Genomic DNA, 20254 nt, shown 5'->3' with positions numbered 1-20254 from the left:
CGAATGTAGCAGGGGAGAATCGCGGTGCTTGAGAATCACCGGCGTGGTCTGCTCTGGCGTGTCGCTGCCGTGGGAGCGGCGATGGTGCTGGTCGTGCTCTGGAAGAGTTGCGTCCCCGACCGGTCGTACGTGCTTCAGGTCCAGTTTGGCAACGCCCCGGACGAGCTCGTCGGGGCCGAGGTTGTCATCGACGACTCGGTGGTGGGACGCCTGGAGCGACAGGGCGCCCGGACGGTGAGCGGGTTTCGGGTGGAGGAGGGAGATCACACGGCGACGTTGCGGCTGCCGGGATGTACGTCCGAGACGGCGCGCTTCACCTCGGGGTTCGGCGGGGCGGTGGCGACGCTCATGTGGTACCCGGATATCACCGTCCGGGGAAGCGAGTCGACCTGCGTATTGCGGGTGGAGCGCTAGCCCTTGGCCACTCCCCTGACGATCATCAAGACCGTTCACACGGTCGTCTGGGTGTTCTTCGTGGCCGCCATCGTCGGCGTGCCCGTCAGCGCCCATCTCGGGCGGTTCGACTGGGCGTGGGGCCTCGCGGGGCTGGTGATGGTGGAGGTGCTCATCCTCGTCGTCAACCGGATGCACTGCCCCCTGACCCCGATGGCGGCGCGCTTCACGGAGGACCGGCGGCCCAATTTCGACATCTACCTGCCGGCATGGCTCGCCCGGTGGAACAAGGAAATCTTCGGTTCGCTCTATGCCCTTGGGTTGCTGTATGCAGCGGCCCGATGGTGGGGCTGGTGGCCCTGAGCACCCCGCCGCCGGGCCGCGAGCCTGCACCAGGGGAGCACCGCAATGATCGACCTCAGGCTGGCTGATTTCATGAACCGGGTGCTGACGACCCGGGAACGGGTCAAGTTCCCCCAGGCGGATCCGTCCGGCACCTGAATTCCGGCGAGTACGTGAGCCTCGTGATGGGGCATCGCGTCGAGGCGCTCCAGGACCAGCTCCGCTGCGACGTCGGTCAGTGGGCCCGGATCCTGAAAATCGGCTACGTCCTCCGCGAACTGCAGGTGGAATTCGTGGCCCCCGTCTTCGTCGGCGCGTTTCTCGAGGTTGCCAGCTGGGGTTATCTCGTGGAGCCGGACGGTTTTCGTGCCCGGTTCGTGATCGTGGACGAGGGTGACCGGGCCGCGCGAGCCTTCGGTACCATGCGCTTCGTCACCGTCAATCTCGCTACCGGGCGGAAGGTCCCCGGCCCCGACGCCCTGCCGAGCGACGCCGACACCAACCTGCTGCTGGCACGGCCGACGACCGCGGAATACCTTCAGACCATCCGGAACGTGCCGGAGGCCTGGCGGGCATAGCGAGTCCAGCCACGCGCCGACCGCGCGTCCTCGTCTTCATCCTCAAGGAGTCTCTGCCCATGCGCGTAATCGCCCGCACCACCGCCCTCCTCACCACCCTCGTGCTGGTCGGGGCCTGCGCCCCCAAGGGGCCGACCCCCGAGGCCATGGTGGCCGCGGCCAACGCCGTCGACCAGGCGTTCCTCGACGCCTTCAACGCGGGCGACGCAAACGCGCTGATGGCCACCTACTGGAACAGCCCGGAACTGGTCAACATCGGGCTGGCCGGCATGGGCGGCCTGGGCTGGGACGAGGCGAAGGCGGAGTGGGAAATCACCATGGCCTCGATGCCGGGCGCGCAGCTGGCGTTCGACAACCCGCAGAATATCCCCCAGGGCGACGTGGTCCTCGGCTGGGGCAACTGGACCCTGACCATCCCGACTGGCGATGGCACCGCCATGGTGCTCCAGGGCCGGTATTCTGACGTGAAGGCGATGCGCGACGGGAAGTGGGTCTACGTCATGGACCACGCGTCTGTTCCGATGCCGCCGGCACCCGAGGCGCCGTGAACACGGACCTCAGGACAATGGCACGCTGATGGGCAAGGCGATGGCCTGGCTGTGGAACGAGCTGCGGGAAATGATCCCCGCGATGATCTTCTTCCTGATCGCCTTCCACATGCTCTCGCTCACCAAGGCGCTGGTGCTGGACAACTATCACGTCACCGCCACGAGCAGCACCATCGCCACCGTGTCCGCAATCATCGTGGCCAAGGCGATCCTGATCATGGACCACACCGCGCTCGCCCGACTCTTCTCGAGCCGGCTGCTGTACAACCTGCTGTGGAAGACCGCCCTGTACGGCACGGTGGCGTTGCTCTTCCGGGAGCTGGAGGAGCTGATCCCGGTGCTGCTGAAGCATGGCGACCTGGGCACGGCCCTCCGGCGCATGGTGGCCGAGACGTCCACGGCACGCTTCCTCGTCATCCACATGTGGCTTTACACGCTCCTCTTCATCTATGCATTGGGAACGGAAGCCGTGCGCATCATGGGCCGGGCCGGCGTCTTGGCGCTGCTCCAGGCCCCGGTCCGGGCACACGGGGAGGGCTGAGTGCAACGCGCGCAGTCTCGCGGGGAGGAAATTGCCAACAGCGTCAGCCATGGCGTCGGTTTCGTCGCGGCGGTGGCCGTCCTGCCGGTGCTCGCGGTCAACGCGCTGCAGCATGGCTCCACGGCCCTGGTCGGCGCGCTCGTGTTCGGGGTGAGTGCCGCCCTTCTCTACCTCACCTCCACGCTCTACCACGCCCTCACCCCCGTTCGTGCCAAGCAGATTTTCCGGGTGCTCGATCACGGCGCGATCTACGTGCTCATTGCCGGCACGTACACGCCGTTCATGCTTGGCGTCCTCCGCGGCCCCATCGGCTGGTCACTGCTGGGCGCGATCTGGGTGCTGGCCATCTTTGGCATCGTCCTCAAGGCACGGGGCGGCATCCGGTACCCGCGCTTCTCGACCGCGCTCTACCTGGGGATGGGATGGCTCATCATTGTCGCGGCCAAGCCCTTCCTGGAGGCCGTCCCGGTCCCGGGCCTGCTCTGGCTGGCCGCCGGGGGCCTCGCGTACACCGCCGGCGTCGGCTTCTATGCCGCGAGCCGCCTCCCCTACCGGCACTTTGTCTGGCATCTCTTCGTGCTGGCCGGCACCGCCTGCCACGTGGTGGCGGTGCTCAGATACGCCGCATGACCCGGGGCGCGCACCGGATGCTCCGCGCACGCTGGCTGATTGGATTGCTGGTCCTTGGGCCCGCGCTCCCACGCCTCGCGGCACAGACCCAGCCCCTGCCCTCCCAGCTCCCCCTGACCCGCGCGGCGCCCGACAGCTTCCTGGTCACCTTCGAGACGACCAAGGGATCGGTCGTGCTGAAGGCGCACCGCGACTGGTCGCCGCTCGGCGTCGACCGGCTCTACCACCTCGCCATGGGCCACTACTACGACGGTGTGGTCATCTACCGGGTCGGGCCGACCGCCAGCTTCCAGGGTGGGTATGTGGTGCAGTTCGGCGTCGGGAACAGCGCAGCGGCCAACCAGGCCTGGGACAGCACCGGCATTCCGGATGAACCGGTCCGGCACCCGAACGGCACGGGGACAGTCGGCTTCGCCCGCGCCGGGCCCGACTCGCGCACGGTGGAGCTCGCCATCAACCTCACCCCGAACACCAGCCTTGATACCGTCAGCTACGAGGGGGTGGTCGGATTCCCACCGATCGCAGAGGTGGTGGAAGGGATGCCGGCGCTCGAGTCGCTGAATCGGCAGTACGGGAACGCCCCCCTGCAGCAGTGGGACTCGATCATGGCCGCCGGCCGCGCCTACCTCGACCGGGCCTATCCGGGATTGGATCGAATACTCTCGGTCTCCGTGACGAAGACCTGGGGTGAGTGACGTTCATTCCACCAGGAGGTAACATGCGTCTGGATCTCAAAGCGCTCGCCATCGCGGGCGGCCTGCTCTGGGGCGGTGCGGTGCTGCTCGTCGGCGCGGCACACCTGGTCTGGCCGGGCTACGGCGGTGCCTTCCTCGATGTCGTCTCGTCCATTTACCCCGGCTACGAGGTTGGTGGGTTCGGGAGCGTCATCGTCGGCGCCCTCTACGGATTGGTGGACGGGGCCGTCGCCGGCCTCATCCTGGCGTGGCTGTACAACGCCGCGGCGGGGTCCGGCACAGCGCGGATGTAGCGGTCGCCGATCAGTGTCGCTCGATTTCAACCACTCACCGGAGTTTCCATGAGCAGTCATGTATCCTGGATGCTGGTCCTCGATCTGCAGCCCGGCCGCGAAGCGGAGTTTCGCGCGCTGATGAACGACATGGTGACCGCCACCAAGAACGATGAACCGGGGGCGCTCGACTATGAATGGAGCCTGTCGGCCGACGGCAAGCGGTGTCACCTGTTCGAGCGCTACGTCGATTCGGCGGCCACCATGGTGCACCTTGGAAATTTCGGATCGAAGTATGCCGAGCGGTTCATGGCCATCCTCACCCCGGTGAGCTTCACGATCTACGGAACACCCGATGCCACCGTGAAGGGGGCGCTCGCCAGCTTCCAGCCGGCCTACATGCAAGCGGTCGGCGGCTTCAGCCGGTAGCGGCCCTCAGCCGCTTCCGGTATCCGTCCGCAGCGTCTGCAGGCGGCGGTTCTTCGCGCGCGACGCGCGGGCGAGTGTCTGCTTGAAGCGCACCAGGCGCCGATAGAGCGCCGCGTCCCCGGTGGCGAGCATCTGGACTGCCAGCAGCCCGGCGTTGCGGCCGCCCCCGACGGCGACCGTGGCCACGGGGACCCCGGCCGGCATCTGGACGATCGAGAGCAGCGCGTCGAGTCCCTGCATGCACGTCGCCTCCACGGGCACCCCGATGACCGGGAGCGGTGTGTGGCTGGCCAGCATCCCCGGCAGATGCGCCGCACCGCCGGCGCCGGCGATCAGCACCCGCAGGCCGCGCCGATAGGCCGACTTTGCGAACCGCGCCATGTCGTCGGGAGTCCGGTGGGCGGACACCACGCGAACCTCGGTGGCGACCCCGAATTCCGCACAGGCCTCCGCGGCCGGCTGGAGCGTCGGCCAATCCGAATCACTGCCCATGAGAATGGCGACCAGCGGTTTCTGGCGCTTCATGATGTTGCCTCCCCGAAGTGAATGGCGGCGGCCGCGCGCGAGGCGCGGGCTTCCACCTCGGCCAGGTCGGCGCCGACGGCGGTCACATGGCCCATCTTCCGCCCCGGTCCGCTCATCGCCTTGCCGTAGAGGTGCACGTGGGCGCCGGGCACCGCCAGCGCCTGCTCCAGCCCGACGGGCCGGCCCGGGCTCCGGTGCGCGCCCAGCAGGTTGACCATGACGGCCGCGGGCGCCAGGAGACGCGTCGATCCCAGCGGCCAGCCCAGGACGGCGCGCACATGGTTCTCGAATTGGGAAGTCTCGCATCCCTCGATGGTGTAGTGCCCGGAGTTGTGCACCCGCGGCGCGAGCTCGTTCAGCACGATGCGGCCATCCGGCAGCAGGAACATTTCGACCCCCACTGCCCCGACCAGGCCGGTCGCCTCCACCGCGCGCTCGGCGAGGTCCGCGGCCCGGTCGGCGATGCCATCAGGCACGGCCGCCGGCACCCGCACCAGGTGGCACACATGGTTGCGCTGGACGGTTTCCACCACGGGGTACCGTGCCGACTCCCCGTTCCGCCCGCGGACCACGATGAGGGCCAGTTCCGCCGTGAAATCGCAGTACTCCTCGACGAAGAGCCCACCCCCCGTGCCGCCTCCCAAGCGGTCCCACCCTGCCTGTACCTCGGCGGCCGAGCGGACGGTGACGTTCCCCTTGCCGTCGTACCCGTTCCGGCGGGCCTTCAGCAGGAGGGGCCAGCCCCACGCCTCGCCGGCGGCGACGACATCGGCCGGAGTGGACGCGGCGGACAGCCGGGGAATCGGCACCCCGGCGGCGGCGAGCGCCTCCTTCTGCCGCAACTTGTCCTGCACGAGGGCCATGGCGCCGGCTGAGGGCAGCACGAGGTGCCCGCGTGCTTCCAGCGCCGCGAGCGCGCCGGCGTCGACAAATTCGTTCTCGAGCGCGATCACGTCGGCGCCATCGGCCAGCGCCTGGAGGGCGCCGGCGTCACTCCAGTCGCCGACCAGCGAGTGTGTGCCCAGCGTCGCCGCGGGGCTGTAGCGATTGCGTTCGAGAATGATGACATCGCAGCCGAGTTGCAGGGCCGCCATCGCCGTCATGCGTGCCAGCTGGCCGCCGCCGATGATGCCGAGCCGGGGGCCGACGCCCACGGTCGCCTTGCCCCCGGCGGAGAATGCCAGGATGTCGCCGTCGAAGGTTTCGTACATGCGTGCTGCCAGGCCTCCAGGTTGAAGCAATCGATTGCCGGCGACGCCGCTAGGCCGTGGCCAGGACCGCCGATTCGGGACGATCGAGCAGTGAGCGGAGCAGCGGGTGCTGGAACTGGCGCCGCACGGTGAGCGCGAAGAACTCCTCGTAGAGGTCGGGCACCGTGCAGTACTCGTGCAGCGCTCCCGACTGCAGCTCGTCCCGCACGACCACCGTCGGCACCAGGGCGACCGCCCCGAGGTCGCGCGCCAGGAGCCGCAGCATGGCCATGTCGTCGACCTCCGCCACCACCGACAGGGTGATACCCCGCTGTTCGCAAATCAGATCGAACGCCGACCGGAATTCGTGCTCCCGACTGGGCAGCACCATGGGGGTGTTGGCGAGGTCGTCGGGAAACCGGAACGGGCGCCGGCGCCGCCGGGGACCCACGAGGCTTACCTGCTGTCGCGCGATGCGCCGGCACCGCCAGGCCGTCCCGGTGTCTTCCTGTACCCGGCGATTCGCCAGGACGAGGTCGACGGTATGGGTGCCCAGACGGGCCAGGAGTTCGCGCAGGGATCCCGACTGCAGCATCAGGACGACGTCCGGCGTCCCGAGGACCGGGGCGAGGAACTCCTCCTGGAAGTTGCGCGAGAGGGTGGCCACTGCCCCCACCCGAAGCACCAGCCGTTCCTGCCGCCGCCCCTCGCGCAACGTGGCCACCAGCTCGTCGCCGGCACCCACGATAGTGTCGGCGTACTCCAGCGCGATGCGCCCCGCCTCGCTGAGCACGAGGGTCCGCCCCTGGCGGATAAAGAGCGCCTGGCCGAGCCGGTCCTCGAGCGTCTTGATCTGGGTGGACAGCGCCGACTGCGCCACGCCCAGCCGGCGCGCGGCGCGCGTGAGGTTGCCTTCCCGGGCGACGGCCCAGAAGTAGTGCAGGTGGTGGTAGTTGAGCCGGGGAGTGGTCGGGTCCATATCGTTCTGTATGTAAGATGGATGTATCGAGCAATATGTATTTTACAGAACATTTTACAAGCCCTATCTTCCCCGCGTTCGCAAAAAGAATGGAGTGGAGAGTCCCGTGCCGCCCATCGGCCAGTGGCCGCTGCCCCTGCTGGCCCCCCTGCTCTCCGGGGCAGCCGCCCACGTGACCCGGCTGGTCGGCCCCGACCCGGGCACGCAGCGTGTCGAACGACGCGGGCCTCCCCCGACCGCGCTATCTTCCCTCCGGTCGACGCAGCCCACTCCAATCACCGACTTCCCTCCCCTCCGTCGAGCCGACCGCACGGGTGCGGCGGGCCGAGGCAACGCATGGCACACGTCTCTCACCGCCTGAGCAACGCATTCCAGGGCGCCCTCGCCGGTGGCGGTGACCCCGCCACCTCGCCGCTCTATGTCTTCGGGCCCTTTCTCAAGCTGATCGTCATCGCGGGCGTCGCCGAGGTCACCTTCGGCGCCAGCATCTGGATGGTCGTGTTCACCGTGGTGATGGTCAGCGCGATGTACCGGCTGGTGATGCGGTGGGTGGTCGACGGCAGCGGCGGCAGCGGGCTTACCGAGGAGGAGTTCGGGTCGTGGGCCGTCAAGGTGAACGCCGGCATCACCTTCGTCGAATACACCCTGACCTTCCTGGTCAGCATCGCGGCGCTGGTCACCTTCATGGCCGACCGCGCCCCCTCGCTCAACGACAGCGTCGGGGGGCTCCCCTTCCGGACGATCGCGGCGGTCCTGATCAGCATCGGCATCGGCTGGCTGGTCAACCGCGGCCCGAAGACGGCCGCGCGCGCCTTCGGGCCGGCCACGCTGGCGGTCCTCCTCCTCCTGTGGACCATGATCGGCGCCACCATCTGGCAGCGCGGGTTTCACCTGCCCGCCTTCGACGTGCGCGCGTTCCACCCCGACTACCTGCACTTCACGCTGGCCGGATATGCGCGCATCCTGGCGCTGATGACCGGCATCGAAATCTTTGCCAACCTGGTGGCGGCCTACGATGGCACCAGTGCCGAGCGGAGCAGGAAGGCCTTCGGCAGCCTCATCATCATCATGGGCACCACCTGCCTGACGATGCTGATCGTCGGACCCGCCATCCTCGCCGAGGCGGACGTGAGCGACACCCACGTCTCGGTGTTCACCCAGACGATGGACCACCTGCTGCCGTCGCCGCTGCCCTGGATCGGTACCCTGATCGGCGTCCTGGTGCTGGCCTCCGCCGCGGCCGCCAGCGCCCAGGGCATCCAGAACCTGGCCCTCGGCCTCCGCTACCGGCACTACATCCCCGCCTGGCTCGGCATCCGCAACCGGTTCGACGTGGCCGACAAGCCGGTCTGGGTCGAGGTCGGCATCGTGGCCCTCTGCTTCCTGGCCTTCGGGACCCACGAGGAGACGTACCTCGCCATCTACGCCGCCGGCGTCTTCATCCTGCTGAGCATGACCGGGTGGGCCGCCGCCAAGCGCCTGCTGCGGCAATTGCGGACGCAGTTCACTCCCGGTGGGGCCGCCACGCTCGCGGGCACCATCGTCGCCGCGCTGCTGACCACCGTGGCCACGTTCATCATCTTCGACGAGCGCTTCTTCGAGGGGGCGTGGACCTACCTGCTCTTCATTCCGGCGCTGTACCTCGTTTTCAGCATGTTCCGGAGCCGTCTGGGCGCGCCGAAACCGCTGGATGAACACCTTGGCCGGTTCTTCTCCGCACAGTACCTCCTCCCCTTCCAGCGGGACGACCTCCCCGACGGCGATTTTGGTGTGGACCGGATCATGGTGCCGCTCGACGGCTCCGCCCTGGCCGAGCAGGCCCTGCCGGTTGCGGAGCTGCTGGCACGCACCGTGGATGGCCGGATCGACCTGATGTCGGTGAAGTCCGGACGGCCCGAGGGCAACGGCGAGCCGGCGGAGGCCCGCTCCGCCACCGAGGCCTACCTCAACCGTCTGGCCGAGACGCTTCGGCAGCGCGGCGTGAAGGCGGAGATCAGCATGCGGAGCGGCAGCATTCCCGAGGAGATCGGCCGGCACGGCATTGAGAGCAACGCGGACGTGATCGTGATGGCCACGCACGGCCGATCCCGGGTGGACCGGCTCCTGGGCCGGAACACCGCCACGGCCGTTGTGCGCCAGACCGAACTGCCGGTGTTAATCATCCGCCCGACCGACGCCTGGACCAGCCGGCACACGGCGTTCAAGAAGCTGCTGGTGTCGCTCGACGGGTCGGTGGACTCCGAGGAGGTGCTCCCGTCGGCACGCATCCTCGCGCGCCACTTCAGCAGCACCGTCGTGCTGTTGGCCGTGCCGGAGGCCGAGAGCGAGGTCCCCCGGCTGGAGGAGTACCTCGCGTCCGTCTCCCAGGCGCTCGGCGCGATCGGCATCAGCGCCGAGACCAGGGTGACGGGATCGGGCGCCAGCCGCACCATCACCAGCGTGGCCGAATCCGAGGGCTGCGACTTGATCATGATGGCCACACGCGGGCGGGGCGGGCCGGAGGAAATCGGCGTGGAAGTCGGGAGCGTGACGGAAAGCGTCGTCCTCTCCGCCCACTGCCCGGTGTGGGCGGTGACGGTGGTGGGGATCGGACGCGGGCAGGCGAAGGAGTGATGACACAGGCCGTCTTCCGTCAGCGGAGGCAAGCCCATGGGCACTGAAACGCATCGTAGCGACCGCATCAGCTGGCTGCGCGCTGCCGTCCTCGGTGCCAACGACGGACTCATCTCCACCAGCAGCCTGGTGGTTGGAGTGGCCGCTGCCCAGCCGGACCGGGCGGCGGTGTTGCTTGCCGCCGTGGCTGGGCTCGCCGCCGGCGCCCTCTCGATGGCCGCCGGCGAGTACGTCTCGGTCAGCTCCCAGGCGGACACCGAAGACGCCGACCTCGTGCGAGAGCGCGGAGAGCTTGCGGAGGCACCCGAGGAGGAACGCGCGGAGCTCGCGGGCATCTATGTGTCACGGGGTGTCAGCCCGGAGCTGGCCCTCCAGGTCGCTGATCAGCTCACGGCGCATGACGCCCTCGGGGCCCACGCCCGGGATGAGCTCGGCATCCACGACCTGACCCGGGCGCGCCCGATCCAGGCCGCGCTCGCCTCGGCCGCCTCCTTCGCGGTCGGGGCCGCACCGCCGGTGATTCTCGCCGCCGTATTGCCGACCGGGATCCTCACGCCTGGTGTCGTGGGCGTGACGCTGCTGCTGCTTGTCGTGTTGGGCGCCGTCGCCGCCCACATCGGCGGCGCGCCCCGCATGCGGGGTGCCGTCCGGGTGGCCTTCTGGGGCGCCGTGGCCATGGGATGCACCGCCCTGGTCGGACGCCTCTTCGGGGCCGCCATCTAGCACATATCCGCAGGCACACCTCCGATGCACTCTCTGGGGAGGCCACCCATATGATTTCAGGACGCGAAGCGCTGGATCGCCTTGTGCAGGGCAACGCCCGGTTCGCCGCGAACGTGCGTGGACCGGACACGATCGTCAGCCACACGAAGCGGCCGGAGCTGCCGTCGGCGCAGGAACCGCTCGCCATCATCCTCGGCTGCTCCGACGCGCGGGTGCCCGCGGAGCTGATCTTTGATCAGGGGCTCGGCGACCTCTTCGTCATTCGCGTGGCCGGCAACATCGTGGCGCCCTCCCTGGTCGGGAGCGTCGAGTTCGCCGCCTCGCAGTTCGGCACGCGCCTGGTCGTGGTCCTCGGCCACTCGAAGTGCGGGGCCGTCACCGCCACCCTCGACGAGCTGCAGCGACCGACCGCAAACCAGTCCCGCAACCTCCGATCGATCGTGGATCGGATCCGTCCCTCTGTGGAAAGCCTGCTCGCCACCGACCTGAAGCACGACCGGGACGCGATCATCGAGCAGGCGGTGCGGCTCAACATCCGGGCGTCGGCCGACCACCTGCGGCACGGCTCGGCCGTCCTCGAGCAGCTGGTGCGCGAGGAGGGGCTCCTGGTGGTGGGCGCCGAATATTCCCTGGAGACGGGCGAGGTGGACTTCTTCGACGGCGTGCCCGCCGCGGAGTGAACTCCCGGCCCGTCAGGGGCCGCCGAGCAGCGCGTTCGGGTCGCCGGATCCGGGAGGAAGCCGGTGCGCGGCGGCCGGCGGGGGTGTACCGAAGACGGACGCGGCACGCAGGTCTCCCCCCAGCGCCGTCAGCATCCCCTCGAGTTCCTCGCGTCCCTTCTTCAAGGCGTAGCGGTATCCCCATCGGCACCCCGCGAGGGAGGCTCCGCCGGCCACCACGGCTCCTGCCGCCGCCACCGCCGCGGCCAGCGGTCCCAGCGCGATGGTCAGTCCGATTCCCGCCCCTGCAGCCGCGCCCGTCAGGCCCACGACCCCCGTGACCCACTTGTCCACCAGCCACGCCTTCCGCAGCCCCCGACGCAGGTCAGCCGATACCGTGACCTCGCATCCGCTCGTGGGGGACCCCACCGGCTTGAGCGCCACATGCAGCTGCTCGATTTCGAGCTGCGTCATGCGGTAGCGGAACATGCTGAGCACGCCGTCGAAGGCGAGGATCACGTTTCGCAGCAACGAGACGTCGAACACCAGGACGCCCCCGTCGAGGGGATGCCCGCCGACGGTGTCGCGCAGCTTGAGCCCATACGGCGGCGCGGTCAGCACCCGGCCGATGGCCTCCAGGACCTCCTTCGGTGCGGCCCGGACCACCCGGGAGGATGAAATGCTCCGGTCGCGGGTGCCGAGCATCCGGGTGAGCGTCCGATCTTCTCGCGCCGACAGGTCCGCCGGCCCGACTTCCGTGCCGGCCGGCCGCTCGGCGATGGCCATGGCGACAAACTCCGCCGCGATGCCGGCCTCGGAGGCCGCCTGTTCCACGTCCTGCAGACGATAGCCGCCGCTCGGCGCGGGGCCAGCGGGCGTGTCGTCCGACTGTGGCTCCCGGTAGCGCGCCTGGAGCCGGGTAGTGGCCTCCGCCTGGAGTTGCGCGGCGCGGAGCCAGATGGCCCGTGCCTGGTCGGTGCTCACCACCTCCGCCAGCGAACCCGCGGCGGCCGGCAGCGCCGCCGACTGCAGCGCCGTTTCCAGGGCCTCCGCAAATGCCTCGCCGGTGGGGTAGCGGTCGCCGGGAGCCTTGCTGAGGCTGCGATCGATCACCGCCACCAGTCCCGGAGGCAGGTTGGGCGCGACGGCTGACAGGGACGGCGCCGGGCGCGTCACCTGCTGGGCCATGACGGTCGCGGCTTCGGCGGCGTCGAACGGGAGGCGGCCGCTGAGGATCTGGAAGCCGACGACGCCGAGGGAGTAGAGATCGCTCCGGCCGTCGAGCTTGTCGCCGGCGGCCTGCTCCGGGCTCATGTAGTGCACCGAGCCGAGGACCATGCCCCCCTGTGTCAGCGGGGTGGCCAGCCGGTTCTGCGCGATGCCAAAGTCCGTCACGATGGCGCGGTTGGTGCCGCGCTCGATCATGATGTTCTCCGGCTTCACGTCGCGGTGGACGACTCCACGGGCATGCGCGTACGCGAGCGCCCACGCCGCCTCGCGCAGGACGCGCACCGCCTCGGCGGGAGGAAGCGGGCCGCGCGCGCGCAGCCGCTCGGCGAGGTTTTCGCCGTCGACAAAGCCCATGGCAAAGAAGGCCACGCCGTCGATTTCGTCGGCGCGGTAGATCGGCACGATGTTGGGGTGGGAGAGCTGGGCCGAGGTGCGGGCCTCGCGAAGGAACCGTTCCCGAAGTTCGGGGTCGGCCGCCAGCGCGCGGGGGAGGACCTTGATGGCTACGGGCCGGTCGAGGCGAACATCCCGGGCCAGGTACACGACCCCCATGCCGCCCCGTCCGAGTTCCCGCTCAAGGGTGTACTGGCCTGCGAGCAGCGCCTGCAATGGCGCGAGAGCGTCGGTACTCACGTCGGTCGTACCCCTCATGAGAGTCGGTGTCCGGCACAGCATGCAACATAGGCATGCCGGCGGCGCAGGCGAAATTGCGGCACGCCCCGCTCCGGGGCACCAGGACGGCGGCTCTTCCCCTGCCGCGCGGCGAGGGGCAGATTGGGGAGATGGAAGGAATCTCAGCGCATCTGCAGACCTGGCTCTTCGACGCCAACATCGGCCGCCTCGTGGCCACCATCCTCGGGCTGGCGGTCATCGTGGCGCTGGTGCGTGCGGCGCAGCGCGCCCTGGTGGGCCGGATCGAGGACACCGACACCCGGTACCGGGTGCGGAAAGCGGTCGGCTTCTCGGGGTACGTCTTCGCCTTTCTCTTCCTGGCCGCCCTCTTCAGCGACAAGCTCGGTGGCCTCACGGTCGCGTTCGGTGTCGCGGGGGCCGGCATCGCCTTCGCGCTCCAGGAGGTGATTGCCAGCATTGCCGGCTGGCTGGCCCTCACCTTCTCGAACTTTTACCACCCCGGCGACCGGGTGGAACTGGGCGGCATCAAGGGCGACGTGATCGATATCGGCGTCCTCCGGACCACGCTCATGGAGACGGGGCAGTGGGTCGATGGCGACCTCTACAACGGGCGGATCGTGCGGGTGGCGAACAGCTTCGTCTTCAAGGCCCCGGTCTTCAACTACTCCGGTGACTTCCCCTTCCTCTGGGACGAGATCCGGATCCCGATTCGCTTCGGCAGCGACCGCGCCGAGGCGCGGACCATCATCCAGCAGGTAGCCGATCGGGTCGTGGGCGAGTACGCCAAGACCTCGGCGGCTGCCTGGAAGGGGATGGTCAAGAAATACCGCATCGAGGACGCGAGCGTCGCACCGATGCTGACGCTGGTGGCCACCGACAACTGGCTCCAGTACACCCTCCGCTACGTGGTGGACTACCGAAGCCGCCGCGGGGTGAAGGACGCCCTCTTCAACGGCATCATGGACCTGGTGGACGCCTCGAACGGCCGGGTCCAACTCGCCTCCGCCACCTTCGAGCTGGTGGCCGCGCCGCCGATTTCCGTCCAGACCGGCACCGGGGAGCGCTGATGCAGTCGCTGACCGCCTGGGCCAGCAACGCGATCGGGCTCAGCCCCACGACCCAGATTCGCATCCTGACCACCGTTGGGGTCATCCTGGGCCTGTTGCTGGTACGGTGGATGGTCCTGAAAGGCGTGCACCGCCGGGTGACGGACCTGCACACCCGCTACCGGTGGCACAAGGGGGCCAACTACACCGTCGGCGTTATCAGCATCCTGGCCGTTGTCCGCATCTGGCTGGTGGATTTCGCGGGCGCCGCCACCTATCTCGGCCTCCTCTCCGCCGGCCTGGCCATTGCGCTCAAGGATCCCCTCGCCAATCTCGCCGCCTGGCTCTTCATCCTCTGGCGCCGCCCGTTCGAGGTCGGCGACCGGGTGCAGCTGGGCGACAACGCCGGCGACGTGGTGGACATCCGGCTCTTTCAGTTCACCCTGCTGGAAATCGGCCATTGGGTCGAGGCCGATCAATCGACCGGCCGCATCATCCATGTGCCGAACGCCCTGCTCTTCACCAGTCCCATCGCCAACTACACCCACGGTTTCGCGTTCATCTGGACCGAACTCCCGGTCCTCGTGACCTTCGAGAGCGATTGGGAAAAGGCCCGGGGGCTCCTGCAGGACATCGGACAACGGCACGGCGAGAAGATGGCGGCGGATGCGGGGGCGGCCATGCGCGAGGTGGCGTCCCGCTATGCGATGCCCCGCAGCGGTACCACCCCGAGCGTGTTCGTCTCCGTCCAGGACAGCGGCGTGATGCTCACCTTGCGGATGCCCTGCGCGCCCCGGGAACGCCGGCGGGTGACCGACGCGATCTGGCAGGATATCCTGCGCGCCTTTGCCGAGTGCCCCGACGTCGACTTTGCCTACCCAACGACGCGGTTCTATGCCAACAATACGGAGGGGAAGCCGGGCAAGAGCGCCTCCGCCGCCCCGGCCTCCTCCTCCTCGTGACCTGACGACACGCCGTGCATATCGACACCATCCTCGTCTTGATGTTCATCGTGGCGACCACGGTCGCCATCCTCGCCAAGCAGTTCCGGCTCCCGTACACTGTGGCCCTGGTGGTCGCCGGGCTCCTCCTCGGCCAGTTGCACGCCTTCGAACCCCCGCACCTGACGCAGGAGCTTCTCTTCGCGGTGTTCCTCCCCGGGCTGCTGTTCGAGGCGGCCTTCCACTTCGACTTCGGGCTCTTCCGCCGGGACCGCTCGCTCATCCTGACGCTGGCGGTGCCGGGCGTCCTGGCAGGAATCTTCCTGACCGCCGCGATCCTGGTGCCGGTCGCGGCGGCCCTGCACCTGCGGGACACGCTGACCTGGACCCACGCCCTGGTGTTCGGTGCCCTGGTGGCCGCCACCGATCCGATCGCCGTCGTGGGGCTCTTCCGAAGCCTCGGCGCGCCGCGCCGCCTCGCGGCGCTCCTCGAAGGGGAGAGCCTGCTCAACGACGGCACTTCCATCGTCTTCTTCGGGATCATCCTCGCCATCGCCGGCGGCGCCGCCGTCTCGGCCGCGGGAGTCATCCTCGAGTTCATCCGGGTGGTGGGCATCGGGATCGGCGTCGGCTTCGCGCTGGGCCTGGTCATTTCCACCATCATCCAGCGGATCGACGAGCCGATGCTCGAGATTACGCTCACCACCATCGCCGCCTACGGGGCGTTCACCGGCGCGGAGCACCTGCTCGGCTCGGGCGTCATCGCCACCGTCGTCGCCGGCATGGTCTGCGGTAACTACGGCGCGCGGACCGGGATGTCGCCGACCACCCGCGTGGCGGTCGAGTCCTTCTGGGAGTACGTCGCGTTCGCCCTCAACTCGATCATCTTCCTCCTGATCGGCTTCGAAGTCCAGATATCCGATCTGCTCTCCTACTGGCCGCTGATCCTCTCGGCATTCCTGGCGGTGACCGCCGGCCGGGCTGCCGTGGTGCTCGGCATGACGCCGGTCGCCGCCCGGGGCGCGGACCGCGTTCCCCGGAGCTGGCAGGCGATCCTCAGCTGGGGCGGCCTCCGGGGCGGACTCTCCATGGTGCTGGCGCTCAGCCTCCCGGCCGGCTTCCCTAACCGGGCGCTGCTGATTGCCACCACCTTCGGCGTGGTGATCCTGTCGATCCTGGTCCAGGGCCTCAGCATGGCGCCGCTGCTCCGCTGGCTTGGCGTGGCCGGTTCGCACGAGGCCCGGATCGACTACGACCGGAACCGGAGCGAGATGATGGCGGTCCAGGCGGCACTGCGAGAACTCGACCGGATGGCGCTCGGCGCGCAGGGCGACCCCGCGGCCCTGGCGACGCTCCGCGCGGAATACCAGGGGCGGCTCGCCGGCGTCGAGCGGGAACTCGACCGCATGCGCGAAACACACGCCGACCTGCACGACGCGGAACTGCTCCGTGCCCGGCGGCATCTGCTCATGGTGGAGAAGGCGGAGGCGATCGAGGCCAACCACCAGGGACTGCTGAGTCGCGAAGCGTACGAGGCGGTGCTGGGCGAGATTGACGCCCGGCTGGTCCAGTTGCACGATCAGGGATCCGAATAGGCGGAGCCATCGACTTCGCCTTCTTCAGACTTCGAGACCTGGGAGTCATGATGGCATTCACCCCAGCGCGTTCGCCCGCCCGCCTGCTCCGCCTCGCCTGCCTCGCCGCCCTGCTGGGCGCGGTGGCGGTCCAGCCGGCCCGGGCCCAGGACCGGCGCTACGACAAGGCGGCGCTGACCAGCCGCGCGATGCTGGACTCGATTCCCGGCATGATCTGGGCCGGTTCCGATTCCATCATGACGATCGAACGGCTGGTCGCCTACGCCGCGCCGATCCTCTGGTTCTCCCCCGACGAACCCAACCTGGCCGGCCAGCGGGGCCGGGACATCCGGATCCCGGAGGCCTTTCCCTTCGAGGCAGCTCCAGACTCACCCGTGGTGTACTACATGGTCCGGAACCTCGGCTACCTCCCCAAACGGGCGGGCTGGGCGTTCCGTCCCGACAGCGCCAACCGGGATGGCTCCCTGGTCAACCTCGCCAACACCGTGGCCTTCGACGTCGACTTCTTCTTCTACTACGCCAGCGAGATCGGGCTGGGCGGCCATCCGCACGACGTCGAGTCGGCCCAGATGAAGCTCGTCATCGGCCAGCTCCCGAACTGCCCCGGCTGCGAGTACGTTATCAAGGTGGAGAAGGTGGTGGGCAAGGCCCACGGCATGCTGTGGTACGACTGCACCCTCGTCGTCGACGCCGGGGCGAAGTTCCCCATGCGGATCCTGGTCGAGGAGGGCAAGCACGCCAGCTGCACGGACAAGAACGGCGACGGCTACTACACCCCCGGCTACGACGTCAACCGCCGCGTGAACGACGCCTGGGGCGTGCGCGACATCATCAGCAGTGGGTCGCTCTTCTCCGGCGGGTACCAGTCGTGGATGACCAAGGTACGCCAGGCGCCCGACCAGGTGACCCCGCCGCTGCCGCCAGACAGCCCGCTCCGCTCCGCGTTGACGGTGGACGGCGTCTATTCGCCAACGCACGCCGTGTACGAACTCCGCCCCTTCCCCCCCGCCTCCCTCGCGGAGCCCGACCTGGTCCCCTTCATCGCCGACAAGGGCGACCCGAACTGGCCCAAGCTGATCAAGTCCGACGGGGAGACGACGTTCGACGCGTGGCTCGAGGATCAGTCGTTCTCGAAGAGCCTGTCCATCGCCTACCGGTACGACGGGCACGGCGGGGCGGCCTTCGCCTTTCCCCTCTTCATCGTCAAGAACTACAACGTGAGCCTGACGGGCGGCTGGCTGGTCAACCGGGTGTACCTCGAGACCGACCGGTGGGCGTGGACGCTCCTGTACACCGCGTCCGCCTCGAACTGGATCGGGAGCTACTTCTCGGGCGGGCTGGAGTGGGTGGACACGCAGAACGCGACCACCGACGCGACGACGACGACCGCCTACTTCGTCGGGGAGCTGGGCATGAAGTTCCGGGTCAACATGACCCACACACCGCTCAAGTTCCTGGGCGCCCTCACCGACTTCTGGGGCGTCCGGACCGGCGTGAAGGCCACGGGCGGCTTCGAAATCAAGCAGCTGAACTACGTGATCGAGGTGGGGGCAGGCACCTTCTAGCCGCCCCCAGGCACCCGGCATACCCAAACTTCGGAGGGACCACCCATGACCGCACCCGGCGATCTCGTCCACAAGGGCGGCACCCGCATGACCACCTGGGGAATCATCACCATGCTCCTCGGGGTGTTCGCGATGTTCACTCCCATGCTCACGGGCTTCTCGATCGTGCTCCTCCTCGGCGTTCTCGTAATGGCGGCCGGGATCATGCGCATGGTCTGGGCGTTCAAGGCGGGGAGCGTCGGGCGGGGGCTCCTCATGTTCGTCCTCGGCCTCCTCACCCTCGCCGTGGGATTCCTCCTCCTGGTAAACCCTGTGTTTGCGGCCGTCTCCGTGACAATCCTGCTGACCGCCTACCTCGTGGTGGACGGCGCGGCGGAGGTCTACGCCGGCATCCAGCGCAGGCCCGACACCGGCTGGGGCTGGCTCACCGTCGGCGGGGTCGTGTCGATCCTGCTCGGCATCCTGATCTGGCGGCAGGCCCCGCTGGCTGGCGTCTGGGCCATCGGCCTCTTCCTGGGCATCAAGCTCTTCTTCGTGGGGCTGATGATGATGACGGTGGGCGGCACGCTGCGGGGTATGACAAAGGGCTGAGCACGCGCATGACGATGCGATACACAAGAAATGCAAGCGGGCGGCCCGTTTCCGGACCGCCCGCAAGCGTTACAGTTTCCTGCCGTGCTACTGCTGCAGGACTACGCAGCCAGCGTCGAAATGGTCAGGTCGTAGTTCGTGACCTTCGGCGTGCCCTCGATGCAGAGCGACAGCTTCTTGAGCAGCTGCGGATAGACCGCGGCCTGGTACTTCTCTGCGCTCGCCTTGTCCGTCCAGACACTGAGGCCGACGGCGTGCTGCCCGTTGATCATCGCCAGCTCATGCTTGAAGCCAGGCTGCGACTTCATGGTCGGCAGGACTTCGTTCTTCAGCAGGGAGTTGAATTCCTCGGTCTTGTCAGGCTTGACCGTGAATGAAACGTTGCGAATGTAGTTCATAGGACATTACCAGTCTGCTCGCATCATATCTCCGTCAGCGCCGGCCCCCGAGCGAAGCAAATCGAGGCAAACCGCGGGTCCGCTGCGCCGATTGCGCGGGACCATTCTGACGAGATGGGGCGGCGTCGGCTCAGCCATGCCCCGTGTTTCAATGAATGAAACATAACCTGTAAGTTATTAATTGTCAAGGGGTTACATTGCTGGACTCCATCGACTCGGCCCCCACCTTCCGGGCCTGGCTTCGAAAACACCATCGGACCGAGACCGCGCTGGTCCTCCGCATCGCCAAGAGACACGCCGCCGCCACCGGCATCACCTACGCCGAGGCGCTCGACGAGGCGCTCTGCTTCGGCTGGATCGATGGCGTCCGCCGGCGGCTGGACGCCGACAGCTTTTCGATCCGCTTCACGCCGAGGAAGCCCCGGAGCATCTGGAGCCGGGTCAACGTGGCGCACGCGGAGCGACTCATTCGGGAGAAGCGGATGACCAGGGCGGGGTTGGCGGCCTTCGAGGCGCGCACCGCAGGACGCACCGGCATCTATGCCTTCGAGCAGCCGGTCACCGAACTGCCCGCCGCCTACCGGGTACAATTCCGGAAGCAGCGCTCGGCCTGGAAATACTTTCAGCAGGAGGCGCCGTGGTACCGGCGCACGAGCACGCACTGGGTGACGAGCGCCAAGCGGGAGGAGACGCGCCTCCGTCGATTGGGTATCTTGATCGCCTGCTCGGGCGACGGGGTGCGGATTCCCCAGCTCCGCCGGGCGTGAGTGGCCCCGAGCCACCGACGACATCGGGAATCATCACTACTCAGAAGGAGAGCAGATCAATGCAACGGAAGGCAGATGCAACGTGGACGGGTGACCTGCGCACCGGCACCGGCGCCATCAAGCTCGGCAGCGGCGTGTTCGAGGGCCCCTATAGCTTCAAGTCGCGCTTCGAAGACGGCACGGACACCAACCCCGAAGAGCTGCTCGGCGCGGCCCACGCCGCGTGCTTCTCGATGGCTCTCTCGGCGGGGCTCGCCAAGGCGGGACATAAGCCCCAGAGCGTCGCCACCACCGCGACCGTGAATCTCGACCTCGTCGGGGCGGGATCGCAGATCACCCGGATCGACCTGGCCACCCACGGGGTCGTCCCG

At 68.4% G+C, this 20254-nt stretch carries 24 protein-coding genes; 19 read left to right on the top strand and 5 right to left on the bottom strand.

The annotated features are described in order from the left end of the window. The first annotated feature begins 24 nt into the window (after positions 1-24). From R2910_13365 to R2910_13325, 9 genes are all read left to right on the top strand, one after another. Positions 25-414 (top strand): hypothetical protein, encoded by a 390-nt coding sequence (locus R2910_13365; GenBank protein MEZ4413972.1) that lies wholly within the window; start codon positions 25-27, stop codon positions 412-414. 3 nt (positions 415-417) lie between these two features. Next, positions 418-756 (top strand): hypothetical protein, encoded by a 339-nt coding sequence (locus R2910_13360; GenBank protein MEZ4413971.1) that lies wholly within the window; start codon positions 418-420, stop codon positions 754-756. Positions 757-908: 152 nt separating this feature from the next. After that, entirely contained in the window at positions 909-1313 is a 405-nt protein-coding gene (locus tag R2910_13355) for a hypothetical protein (GenBank protein MEZ4413970.1), read from the top strand. Between the two features lie 59 nt (positions 1314-1372). Next, positions 1373-1861 carry a nuclear transport factor 2 family protein gene (locus R2910_13350; protein MEZ4413969.1) on the top strand — a complete coding sequence of 163 codons (489 nt, stop codon included), beginning with the start codon at positions 1373-1375 and terminating at the stop codon, positions 1859-1861. 28 nt (positions 1862-1889) lie between these two features. Next, entirely contained in the window at positions 1890-2402 is a 513-nt protein-coding gene (locus tag R2910_13345) for a hypothetical protein (GenBank protein MEZ4413968.1), read from the top strand. Then, on the top strand, positions 2403-3032 hold the full coding sequence (locus R2910_13340) for a hemolysin III family protein (protein ID MEZ4413967.1): 630 nt from the start codon (positions 2403-2405) through the stop codon (positions 3030-3032). It begins immediately after the preceding gene. Continuing rightward, the gene (locus R2910_13335) at positions 3029-3727 is read left to right on the top strand and encodes a peptidylprolyl isomerase (protein MEZ4413966.1); all 699 of its coding nucleotides are present in this window, start codon (positions 3029-3031) and stop codon (positions 3725-3727) included. The genes R2910_13340 and R2910_13335 overlap by 4 nt, the downstream gene beginning before the upstream one ends. A 23-nt stretch (positions 3728-3750) precedes the next feature. Further along, a complete protein-coding gene (locus R2910_13330; protein ID MEZ4413965.1) occupies positions 3751-4020 on the top strand; it encodes a hypothetical protein in 270 nt (89 codons plus the stop codon). Positions 4021-4068: 48 nt separating this feature from the next. Further along, positions 4069-4428, top strand: coding sequence for an antibiotic biosynthesis monooxygenase (locus R2910_13325; protein ID MEZ4413964.1), 360 nt, complete (start codon positions 4069-4071; stop codon positions 4426-4428). Positions 4429-4434: 6 nt separating this feature from the next. On the opposite strand, the gene purE is transcribed toward R2910_13325, so the two are convergent. The 3 genes from purE to R2910_13310 are packed head-to-tail and all read right to left on the bottom strand — an operon-like array spanning position 4435 to position 7122. After that, positions 4435-4953, bottom strand: a complete 519-nt coding sequence (purE, locus tag R2910_13320) for a 5-(carboxyamino)imidazole ribonucleotide mutase (GenBank protein MEZ4413963.1) — start codon at positions 4951-4953, stop codon at positions 4435-4437. Further along, on the bottom strand, positions 4950-6164 hold the full coding sequence (gene purK, locus R2910_13315) for a 5-(carboxyamino)imidazole ribonucleotide synthase (protein MEZ4413962.1): 1215 nt from the start codon (positions 6162-6164) through the stop codon (positions 4950-4952). The genes purE and purK overlap by 4 nt, the downstream gene beginning before the upstream one ends. Before the next feature lie 49 nt (positions 6165-6213). Then, a complete protein-coding gene (locus R2910_13310) occupies positions 6214-7122 on the bottom strand; it encodes a LysR family transcriptional regulator (protein MEZ4413961.1) in 909 nt (302 codons plus the stop codon). Between the two features lie 336 nt (positions 7123-7458). On the opposite strand from R2910_13310, the gene R2910_13305 reads away from it, so the two are divergent. From R2910_13305 to R2910_13295, 3 genes are read left to right on the top strand one after another with little or no spacing between them, the layout of a single operon-like run. Continuing rightward, on the top strand, positions 7459-9735 hold the full coding sequence (locus tag R2910_13305; protein MEZ4413960.1) for a universal stress protein: 2277 nt from the start codon (positions 7459-7461) through the stop codon (positions 9733-9735). 36 nt (positions 9736-9771) lie between these two features. Then, complete coding sequence (locus R2910_13300) at positions 9772-10458, top strand: VIT1/CCC1 transporter family protein (GenBank protein ID MEZ4413959.1); 687 nt, start codon at positions 9772-9774, stop codon at positions 10456-10458. A gap of 50 nt (positions 10459-10508) precedes the next feature. Continuing rightward, a complete protein-coding gene (locus tag R2910_13295; protein MEZ4413958.1) occupies positions 10509-11138 on the top strand; it encodes a carbonic anhydrase in 630 nt (209 codons plus the stop codon). 12 nt (positions 11139-11150) lie between these two features. On the opposite strand, the gene R2910_13290 is transcribed toward R2910_13295, so the two are convergent. After that, positions 11151-12980, bottom strand: coding sequence for a protein kinase (locus R2910_13290; protein ID MEZ4413957.1), 1830 nt, complete (start codon positions 12978-12980; stop codon positions 11151-11153). Positions 12981-13129: 149 nt separating this feature from the next. On the opposite strand from R2910_13290, the gene R2910_13285 reads away from it, so the two are divergent. From R2910_13285 to R2910_13265, 5 genes are read left to right on the top strand one after another with little or no spacing between them, the layout of a single operon-like run. Continuing rightward, positions 13130-14047, top strand: a complete 918-nt coding sequence (locus tag R2910_13285; protein MEZ4413956.1) for a mechanosensitive ion channel — start codon at positions 13130-13132, stop codon at positions 14045-14047. Then, a complete protein-coding gene (locus R2910_13280; protein MEZ4413955.1) occupies positions 14047-14988 on the top strand; it encodes a mechanosensitive ion channel family protein in 942 nt (313 codons plus the stop codon). Before R2910_13285 ends, R2910_13280 begins: the two co-directional genes overlap by 1 nt. A gap of 14 nt (positions 14989-15002) precedes the next feature. Next, complete coding sequence (locus R2910_13275; GenBank protein ID MEZ4413954.1) at positions 15003-16562, top strand: cation:proton antiporter; 1560 nt, start codon at positions 15003-15005, stop codon at positions 16560-16562. Positions 16563-16612: 50 nt separating this feature from the next. Continuing rightward, positions 16613-18127: a hypothetical protein gene (locus R2910_13270; GenBank protein MEZ4413953.1), complete on the top strand. Its 1515-nt coding sequence runs from the start codon at positions 16613-16615 to the stop codon at positions 18125-18127. Between the two features lie 45 nt (positions 18128-18172). Then, positions 18173-18718 (top strand): DUF308 domain-containing protein, encoded by a 546-nt coding sequence (locus R2910_13265; GenBank protein ID MEZ4413952.1) that lies wholly within the window; start codon positions 18173-18175, stop codon positions 18716-18718. 101 nt (positions 18719-18819) lie between these two features. Here the strand turns inward: R2910_13265 and R2910_13260 are convergent, their stop codons facing one another. Beyond that, complete coding sequence (locus R2910_13260; GenBank protein ID MEZ4413951.1) at positions 18820-19116, bottom strand: hypothetical protein; 297 nt, start codon at positions 19114-19116, stop codon at positions 18820-18822. A 197-nt stretch (positions 19117-19313) separates the two neighbouring features. Here R2910_13260 and R2910_13255 point away from each other — a divergent pair, with 197 nt between their 5' ends. Both R2910_13255 and R2910_13250 read left to right on the top strand, forming a co-directional pair. After that, the gene (locus R2910_13255; GenBank protein MEZ4413950.1) at positions 19314-19883 is read left to right on the top strand and encodes a YdeI/OmpD-associated family protein; all 570 of its coding nucleotides are present in this window, start codon (positions 19314-19316) and stop codon (positions 19881-19883) included. A 59-nt stretch (positions 19884-19942) separates the two neighbouring features. Beyond that, positions 19943-20254 (top strand): OsmC family peroxiredoxin (locus tag R2910_13250; GenBank protein ID MEZ4413949.1); only part of this gene is annotated, 312 nt, incomplete at its 3' end.

Source organism: Gemmatimonadales bacterium (assembly GCA_041390145.1).
Taxonomy (GTDB): domain Bacteria; phylum Gemmatimonadota; class Gemmatimonadetes; order Gemmatimonadales; family GWC2-71-9; genus SPDF01.
The sequence above is the reverse complement of the archived record's forward strand: the minus strand, read 5'-3'. Positions and strand labels throughout refer to the sequence as shown.

Bases quoted from the DNA above. Each gene is read 5' to 3' on its own strand.
- R2910_13350 (MEZ4413969.1), top strand. From the start codon at position 1,373: ATGCGCGTAATCGCCCGCACCACCGCCCTCCTCACCACCCTCGTGCTG.
- R2910_13345 (MEZ4413968.1), top strand. From the start codon at position 1,890: ATGGGCAAGGCGATGGCCTGGCTGTGGAACGAGCTGCGGGAAATGATC.
- R2910_13335 (MEZ4413966.1), top strand. From the start codon at position 3,029: ATGACCCGGGGCGCGCACCGGATGCTCCGCGCACGCTGGCTGATTGGA.
- R2910_13330 (MEZ4413965.1), top strand. From the start codon at position 3,751: ATGCGTCTGGATCTCAAAGCGCTCGCCATCGCGGGCGGCCTGCTCTGG.
- R2910_13325 (MEZ4413964.1), top strand. From the start codon at position 4,069: ATGAGCAGTCATGTATCCTGGATGCTGGTCCTCGATCTGCAGCCCGGC.
- purE (MEZ4413963.1), bottom strand. From the start codon at position 4,953: ATGAAGCGCCAGAAACCGCTGGTCGCCATTCTCATGGGCAGTGATTCG.
- purK (MEZ4413962.1), bottom strand. From the start codon at position 6,164: ATGTACGAAACCTTCGACGGCGACATCCTGGCATTCTCCGCCGGGGGC.
- R2910_13310 (MEZ4413961.1), bottom strand. From the start codon at position 7,122: ATGGACCCGACCACTCCCCGGCTCAACTACCACCACCTGCACTACTTC.
- R2910_13305 (MEZ4413960.1), top strand. From the start codon at position 7,459: ATGGCACACGTCTCTCACCGCCTGAGCAACGCATTCCAGGGCGCCCTC.
- R2910_13300 (MEZ4413959.1), top strand. From the start codon at position 9,772: ATGGGCACTGAAACGCATCGTAGCGACCGCATCAGCTGGCTGCGCGCT.
- R2910_13295 (MEZ4413958.1), top strand. From the start codon at position 10,509: ATGATTTCAGGACGCGAAGCGCTGGATCGCCTTGTGCAGGGCAACGCC.
- R2910_13285 (MEZ4413956.1), top strand. From the start codon at position 13,130: ATGGAAGGAATCTCAGCGCATCTGCAGACCTGGCTCTTCGACGCCAAC.
- R2910_13280 (MEZ4413955.1), top strand. From the start codon at position 14,047: ATGCAGTCGCTGACCGCCTGGGCCAGCAACGCGATCGGGCTCAGCCCC.
- R2910_13270 (MEZ4413953.1), top strand. From the start codon at position 16,613: ATGGCATTCACCCCAGCGCGTTCGCCCGCCCGCCTGCTCCGCCTCGCC.
- R2910_13265 (MEZ4413952.1), top strand. From the start codon at position 18,173: ATGACCGCACCCGGCGATCTCGTCCACAAGGGCGGCACCCGCATGACC.
- R2910_13260 (MEZ4413951.1), bottom strand. From the start codon at position 19,116: ATGAACTACATTCGCAACGTTTCATTCACGGTCAAGCCTGACAAGACC.